Origin of the sequence: Microcoleus sp. PH2017_08_TRC_O_A, assembly GCF_020738665.1 — a bacterium.
GTDB lineage: Bacteria > Cyanobacteriota > Cyanobacteriia > Cyanobacteriales > Microcoleaceae > Microcoleus.
Map to the genome: position 1 here is coordinate 24,748 of NZ_JAEQCE010000062.1, position 6,532 is coordinate 31,279.

A 6,532-nucleotide genomic window follows, 5' to 3' on the forward strand; every position below is an offset into this window, starting at 1 on the left:
GTTTAGTATCAGTAAAGCAGACACAAGCATCTTACTAGAGTGTTTATTAACAGGCGCGTAGTTGTGCCTCAGAGCTGAAAAGGGTGTCGTCACATAGCATCAAACATCAATTTTATAGGTATAATAAATGGCAACACCAAACCTCTTGGGAAGTAATCAGAGCATCGCTTTAGAACGAAATCAAGTTATTACTATAACCCAAAGAACAGTTCGTTTTTCAAATACTGTTTATCAAACTCACAATATAACAAGTTTTAGTGAAGGAGCGGTCGATATTGGAACGATTCCTTGGTCGATAATTGTCAGTATTTTTTTTGCTTCATTGATAGCTGGTATAGGTAACAGTGCACTAGGTGGTTTGTTGGTATTGGTTGCAATTGGAGGTGTAGTTTGGAACTTGAAAAAGCCCAAATACCACGGTCTATTAATTACTCTAAATTCAGGTGACAAAACGCTATTTGTTACGGATGAACTAGCAAAACTCAAACAGATAGTTTTAGGCATATATGATTTTATAGAAAAAGAAAAAAACAACGTATCTTATGAAATATGTATCAACAATAGTGAAGTAAAAGGTAACTTAATACAGGGAAATGTCGGTGGTAATACTTCGTATCTTTCTGGTAATTGAGCTAACATAACACTAAAAGTAAACATTAGCAATTGAGGATGCTAGCAGTTATGGAACGTAAATCTGTAGACATGAATAATAGTAGTTTTCAGGGCAACTTGGTTCAAGGAAACGTCGATGGAAATGTAGAGTATAAACCCGTATCCGAGAGTAAAGTAGTGTCACAAACTTCTTATAATAATCATGGTCAGGTTGGGGCTATGGGTGAGAATGCCAGCTCTGACAACAACTCTTTTGTCCAACAATCAGAACAGAAACAAACTCTTGCGGCTTCAGCAAAAGAAATTCAACAACTGCTCAAACAATTAGAGGTAAGTAATCCCACCGCTACTGATGCGGAAAAGATTGCTCACGTTAATGATGAAACTACCCCCAGTTTCAAGCGTCGTGCGGTTGGTGCATTGCAGGCTGGTGGTGAAGCTGCGATCGAAGAGTTTTTAGACAATCCTTATGTCAATGTCGGGAAGGCGATCGTTAAAGGTTGGATGAAACCAGAATAGATTGTGGTGCGCGAAGTGCGATCGCCCTTACGAACAAAACTAAGTGCGATCGCCTTTCTGATACGTCGCTCATCACCCTCGAATCACGTTGACGACAAACCTTTTCCTACAATCTCTCGGATTTCTGTAACAAATTCTGCTGGAGTTTGAATCATTAACCCGCTTTGTGCAGCAACTTCGGACGTAAAATCTTTGGTATTTAAGCTCAACAGGCGATCGACATTTGCCAGAACAGCCGCCGCTAAAATCGGGGTATCTTTAGCTTCAATAATAGCCGCCCACCGCGATGATTCTTCGAGGGATGGATCGGGTTGAATTTCGGGGTTAATAGTAGCTAGCAACTCTGTAAAAATTGGCAGAGACGCAGGTATTTTTTTGCGTAAATTGCGATCGCATTCCTCCAAAACTTGGTCAGATACAACCAACTTGAAAAGACCTATTTCTGCCATTGTCAGCACAGCACGACTAGCTCCTGTTCGCGATCCGCATCCGGCAATTAACACGCTGGAGTCTGCAAATATCCTACGCATCAAGAATGTTTCTCCTGCCAAATCGCCTCTCGCTCGGCCTCTAAACCCGCCAATAAATCAGTCAAACCCACATTTTCACTTTCCATAATAGTTGCAATCCGATCGATTAGTTGGGGAACTTGAGGTTGTTTGGGAGCAAGCACAATCAAATTACCTATTTGGAGTAGCACCAGCATATCTCCCCGATCGACCTTGAGAGCATCTTGTAATAACTGGGGAATGGTAATTTCCCCTCCCTGTCCCAGAAGAATCGGGAATTGTTGAATTTCTACATCCGTTTCTTGTGAAGTTATTGTCACGACTTTAACCTCAGCCTTTAGTGTTAAGTTTCTAAGACTCTTTATTATAGCAATTTTTGGGCATTTTTTGTCAAACTCCCCTAGAAGTTGCAATTACTACGTTGACCTGCTACCGTTAACATAGACGCATCGTAGGAAAACAACCGATCGCACTAACAGAATTACTCCCTACCATTAGACAACTATCTGCGATCGACAAACGAGAGTTAATCCGCATTCTAATGGCGGAAGAGGATATCAGTGACGAACAGGTGTGGAAGGCTCAATTTGAAGCTACAACAGACGCTCAGTGGGATAGTCTAGCTGAGATAGTACGTCAGGAAATCGCTGCTGGTGACATTATTTTTAGCGATCGCTAAGCCACTCCAAAGCCCGTGTACTCGCGCACATAGGTTGCTTGAAATCCCAAGATAATATCCTCCTTTGCCACACCCATTGCCACCAACTCGTGCGCCACTCGCATCTCCGTTGTATTCTGCTGCAACCAAATCTTGCCATCCTTAATATCTAAATGCAGCACGCATCCATACACCCGCCGATGCCCATCCCAACCAACATTCGTCACTTGATAATGATCCCGCTGCGTATCAAAAATTATTTGCGATTCGATCGCACCATTGGAGATCGGAGTTGCCACATATTCAGTCAATAATGCTTGAATCGACTGACGATAATGCTCTAGCTTATCCATTGTACAATCACCTCATTCACTGGATCGTAGACAATGCGGTTAACTTGATGCCGCTCTACCGAAATTTGCAAAAACTCCCGCTGAAAAAAAGCTTCGTGCACCGCAACAGGAACTGCTAAATAAAGCTTGCGATCGGGTTCCTTAAGTTCTAATGCAAGCCGATAATTCAGAAACTGTCCTAATGCCGCATGATAATCCGTAATCGGGGAGTCACCCAAAAATGTTTTAATTTCGACGGCGATTTTTTCTCCTGCCCGTTGTGCTGCGAGTAAACGCTCTGCACCCAAATCAATCTCAAACTTTGCTCAACCGGTTTCTAGCCTCAGCGGATCGTCGGTAATCACCCAATTTTCCTTCTGAAGGGCAAGCTTAACGGCTTCATGAAAGCGATCGCGTGCTGCCATTGTTCCCTTTTGTAACTTTTAACTTTATTGTACTTCCAATCGCATCTATCTGGAAAAGCCCGATCGCCATTCTGACTCTCAAGAGTGAGGATAGCTCATTATCTTCTCCTACGGGCGATCGCACCCGTCAAGTTTGATCGCACCGATGATACAATCGACACAGCGGTCGTTATTCCAGATTCCCACCATGACATTCATCAACCCGAAAACCGACTACGCCTTCAAAAAAATCTTCGGTTCTTCAGATAACAAAGGCATACTCATCAGCTTTCTCAACGCCATGATTTACGATGGCAATCCTACCATAGAAGACTTAGAAATTATTAATCCCAATTTGCCCCCAAAAATCACAGGGTTAAAAGATACTTACTTAGATGTGAAAGCCCGACTTGCCGATGGTACTCTCGTCATTATTGAAATGCAGGTATTAAATGTAGAGTTTTTCGGAAAGAGAGTTTTATACAACGCTGCAAAAACCTATGTTTCTCAATTACAGAAAGGACAAGGCTACGGAATGCTGCAACCTGTGATTGCACTGACACTGACTGATTTTGAGATGTTTGAAAATAGCGATCGGGTAATTTCTAGATTTGTTTACAAAGAAGAAACGACTAATCTGAGATATACCGATAATAACATGAAGCTAGTGTTTGTCGAACTCCCGAAATTTACCAAAGATTTGTCACAGTTAGAAACCCTGGTGGATAAATGGATTTATTTCATAAAATATGCTAATACGCTGACACAAATCCCAGAAACAATGGATGTCATTCCAGAGATTCATCAAGCCTTTGATATAGCAAATCAAGTTAATTTAAATCCTGACGAGCTGGACGCTATCGAACGGCAAGAAATGTTTATTTATGACCAACAAGGAGTTATAATCTATGCTGAAAAACAAGCTCGAAAAGAAGCTAAAAAAGAAGCAACACTCGCGATCGCACGGCAGTTACTCGATCGCCTAGATGACGCAACCATAGCCCAAATAACCGGACTCAGCGTTCAGGATGTGCAGAATTTGCGATCGGAAGTTTGATGCGTCGAAAACCCGACATGACATTGTTCGCGTCCTTTTTCTTAGTCCGCGGAGGCGGACTTCGTTTGTATAGGATCGGTTTCAACCGCCGAATAATAAACTACCTCAAAAACAACTTATAAGCCGGATTCTGACTCTCATCCCCATACTGATAACCCAGCGTATCCAAAAAAGCCTGCCACTCCTGCATCTCATCCGGCGGTACTTGAATTCCCACCACAATTCGCCCGTAATCTGCGCCGTTATTCCGATAGTGAAAAACGCTGATATTCCAATTAGGACTCATCGAACCCACAAACTTCATCAACGCACCCGGACGTTCGGGAAATTCAAAGCGATAAAATAACTCATGATCCGCCAGCATCGAACGCCCGCCCACCATATGCCGCAAGTGCAATTTCGTTAATTCATCATCAGTTAAATCCAAAGTTTTAAAGCCGCAATCTTCAAAACTCGCTGCTATTTTTACCGCATCGGCACGATTTTGAATTTGGACGCCGATAAAAATATGCGCTGCTTTTTCATCCGCAATTCGATAGCTAAATTCAGTTAGATTGCGCTTACCCAAACATTCGCAAAACCTGCGGAGACTTCCCGGTTGTTCGGGAATTGTGACTGCAAAAATTGCTTCCCGACGTTCGCCAAACTCTGCCCTTTCTGCTACAAAACGCAGGCGATCGAAATTCATGTTCGCGCCGCAAGCAACCGCAATTAATGTTTCTCCTGCGACTTGTTCCCGTTCCACATAAGCCTTCGCACCTGCGATCGCCAAAGCGCCAGCAGGTTCTAAGATCGATCGCGTATCCTCAAAAACATCCTTAATCGCCGCACAAATATCATCCGTATCCACCAAAATAATCTCATCCACATACTCCTGACAAAGCCGAAAAGTTTCCTCGCCAACTTCCCGCACCGCAACGCCGTCAGCAAATAAACCAACCTGCGACAAGCGCACCCGTTTACCCGCTTTCAGCGATTGATTCATCGCATCAGAGTCCACCGGTTCCACACCAATAATCTTAATTTCCGGGCGCAACCGCTTGATATAAGCCGCAATTCCCGAAATCAATCCACCGCCGCCAATTGCCACAAAAATCGCGTGAATCGGTTTTTGATGTTGCCGCAGAATTTCCATGCCGATCGTACCCTGTCCCGCAATCACGTGCGGATCGTCAAAAGGGTGAATAAAAGTCATGCCTTTTTCGACCTCTAATTGGCGCGCAAAAGCGTAGGCATCATCGTAGGTATCCCCATGCAAAATCACCTCTCCACCGCGGGCTATCACCGCATTAACCTTCACCTGCGGCGTCGTTACGGGCATGACGATAATCGCGCGAGTTCCCAGGTGGCGGGCAGCGAGGGCGACTCCTTGGGCGTGATTGCCGGCGGAAGCTGCGATCGCACCTTGTGCTAGCAAATCCGGCGACAGTTGCGCCATTTTGTTGTACGCGCCCCGCAGTTTGAAGGAGAAAACAGACTGCATATCTTCGCGTTTCAGCAGCAGTTTATTGTTGAGCCGCGTTGATAGATTGGGGGCTACTTCTAGGGGGGATTCTTGAGCAACATCGTAGACGCGGGCGGTGAGGATTTGTACGAGGTAATCGCAAAGCATGGGGTTAGGATTTGGTAGATGCGGGATGGTGGGATTATTGTACGGTATTTGTGCGTTAGCGCAGCCCTCGAAGAGGAGCGCTCTTGTTGGGATTTTGTGGCGATAGAGCGCGCTTCACAGTAACGAAAATTTTAGTCAACTTTGTTTGATTTAGTTACATAAATAGTCAATCCTATTCTGGCATCCAGATCGAACTTTAAGCCTACTTCTGCTTCCGAGGTTATTTCCAGGCGATCGTGAGAAATATCGTTGAGCTGAATGCTCTCAATTGTAGCAGAGTAGCAGTACGATAATTCATCATTAACTAAAACTAGAAAAACACATTCTCCTACAGTTAATGTAACTTCCTTAACTTTTGCTACGCCTGCTTGCGGTTTTTTGAACCACTCAGTAAGTTTTCCAATTTCCCTTACCAATCCTCGATCGCTCTGGCGTAAAATTATATTGTAGGTCACTAAATCGGCAAGTGATTTGCATAAAGCCTCAACAAAATCACTTAAGTCCAACAGTTCTTGAGTCCCCAATATCTCGTCTACCGAGCCGTGTGCAGCTTCATTCCGATAATCAACCAGTTGTTTGAGTTCTCCTTCAGCCGTGTTTTGACTGTCGCGAACTTCTTCAACAAAATATTTAATTTCTTTGTGGTTAGTTACCCATTTCCATGGGTCATCAATTCCAGCATTTCTTAAGACTGTTTCTAGCACTTCCTTGCGTAAATTTTGCTCGTGCAGGCTCTCCTGACTTTATGGTGTATAATGTAACAAACAATACATTTACTGTCATGGACTTTTATTTAGACTATATATTAGACTTGCCTGGAGTCAAGATT

General features: G+C 43.7%; 10 protein-coding genes and 1 pseudogene. 5 read left to right on the plus strand and 6 right to left on the minus strand.

Annotated features, from left to right (window positions below):
* Positions 1-127 precede the first annotated feature (127 nt).
* Entirely contained in the window at positions 128-631 is a 504-nt protein-coding gene (locus JGK22_RS20930) for a DUF6232 family protein (protein ID WP_293217382.1), read from the plus strand.
* Between the two features lie 50 nt (positions 632-681).
* Positions 682-1,131 carry a hypothetical protein gene (locus tag JGK22_RS20935; RefSeq protein WP_293217379.1) on the plus strand — a complete coding sequence of 150 codons (450 nt, stop codon included), beginning with the start codon at positions 682-684 and terminating at the stop codon, positions 1,129-1,131.
* 83 nt (positions 1,132-1,214) lie between these two features.
* On the opposite strand, the gene JGK22_RS20940 is transcribed toward JGK22_RS20935, so the two are convergent.
* Positions 1,215-1,661 carry a PIN domain-containing protein gene (locus JGK22_RS20940; protein WP_293217376.1) on the minus strand — a complete coding sequence of 149 codons (447 nt, stop codon included), beginning with the start codon at positions 1,659-1,661 and terminating at the stop codon, positions 1,215-1,217.
* On the minus strand, positions 1,661-1,960 hold the full coding sequence (locus JGK22_RS20945) for a hypothetical protein (RefSeq protein WP_293217373.1): 300 nt from the start codon (positions 1,958-1,960) through the stop codon (positions 1,661-1,663). Before JGK22_RS20945 ends, JGK22_RS20940 begins: the two co-directional genes overlap by 1 nt.
* A 221-nt stretch (positions 1,961-2,181) precedes the next feature.
* Here JGK22_RS20945 and JGK22_RS20950 point away from each other — a divergent pair, with 221 nt between their 5' ends.
* Positions 2,182-2,319: a hypothetical protein gene (locus tag JGK22_RS20950; RefSeq protein WP_293177273.1), complete on the plus strand. Its 138-nt coding sequence runs from the start codon at positions 2,182-2,184 to the stop codon at positions 2,317-2,319.
* On the opposite strand, the gene JGK22_RS20955 is transcribed toward JGK22_RS20950, so the two are convergent.
* Both JGK22_RS20955 and JGK22_RS20960 read right to left on the minus strand, forming a co-directional pair.
* Positions 2,316-2,651: a XisI protein gene (locus JGK22_RS20955; protein WP_293177271.1), complete on the minus strand. Its 336-nt coding sequence runs from the start codon at positions 2,649-2,651 to the stop codon at positions 2,316-2,318. The two genes, JGK22_RS20950 and JGK22_RS20955, sit on opposite strands and share 4 nt — an antisense overlap.
* Positions 2,639-3,055 (minus strand): annotated as a pseudogene (locus JGK22_RS20960) (XisH family protein). The gene JGK22_RS20955 and the pseudogene JGK22_RS20960 overlap by 13 nt, the downstream one beginning before the upstream one ends.
* Between JGK22_RS20960 and JGK22_RS20965 the strand changes: the two are divergent.
* Complete coding sequence (locus JGK22_RS20965) at positions 3,046-3,192, plus strand: hypothetical protein (protein WP_293212129.1); 147 nt, start codon at positions 3,046-3,048, stop codon at positions 3,190-3,192. The pseudogene JGK22_RS20960 and the gene JGK22_RS20965 overlap by 10 nt on opposite strands.
* Before the next feature lie 50 nt (positions 3,193-3,242).
* A complete protein-coding gene (locus JGK22_RS20970) occupies positions 3,243-4,091 on the plus strand; it encodes an Rpn family recombination-promoting nuclease/putative transposase (protein ID WP_293190450.1) in 849 nt (282 codons plus the stop codon).
* Positions 4,092-4,191: 100 nt separating this feature from the next.
* Here JGK22_RS20970 and ilvA read toward each other — a convergent pair whose 3' ends face one another.
* Entirely contained in the window at positions 4,192-5,703 is a 1,512-nt protein-coding gene (gene ilvA / locus JGK22_RS20975; RefSeq protein WP_293277040.1) for a threonine ammonia-lyase, biosynthetic, read from the minus strand.
* Between the two features lie 131 nt (positions 5,704-5,834).
* Positions 5,835-6,434, minus strand: a complete 600-nt coding sequence (locus JGK22_RS20980) for an MAE_28990/MAE_18760 family HEPN-like nuclease (RefSeq protein ID WP_293207820.1) — start codon at positions 6,432-6,434, stop codon at positions 5,835-5,837.
* Positions 6,435-6,532 lie beyond the last annotated feature (98 nt).

Bases quoted from the DNA above. Each gene is read 5' to 3' on its own strand.
- JGK22_RS20930 (WP_293217382.1), top strand. From the start codon at position 128: ATGGCAACACCAAACCTCTTGGGAAGTAATCAGAGCATCGCTTTAGAA.
- JGK22_RS20935 (WP_293217379.1), top strand. From the start codon at position 682: ATGGAACGTAAATCTGTAGACATGAATAATAGTAGTTTTCAGGGCAAC.
- JGK22_RS20940 (WP_293217376.1), bottom strand. From the start codon at position 1,661: ATGCGTAGGATATTTGCAGACTCCAGCGTGTTAATTGCCGGATGCGGA.
- JGK22_RS20950 (WP_293177273.1), top strand. From the start codon at position 2,182: ATGGCGGAAGAGGATATCAGTGACGAACAGGTGTGGAAGGCTCAATTT.
- JGK22_RS20955 (WP_293177271.1), bottom strand. From the start codon at position 2,651: ATGGATAAGCTAGAGCATTATCGTCAGTCGATTCAAGCATTATTGACT.
- JGK22_RS20970 (WP_293190450.1), top strand. From the start codon at position 3,243: ATGACATTCATCAACCCGAAAACCGACTACGCCTTCAAAAAAATCTTC.
- ilvA (WP_293277040.1), bottom strand. From the start codon at position 5,703: ATGCTTTGCGATTACCTCGTACAAATCCTCACCGCCCGCGTCTACGAT.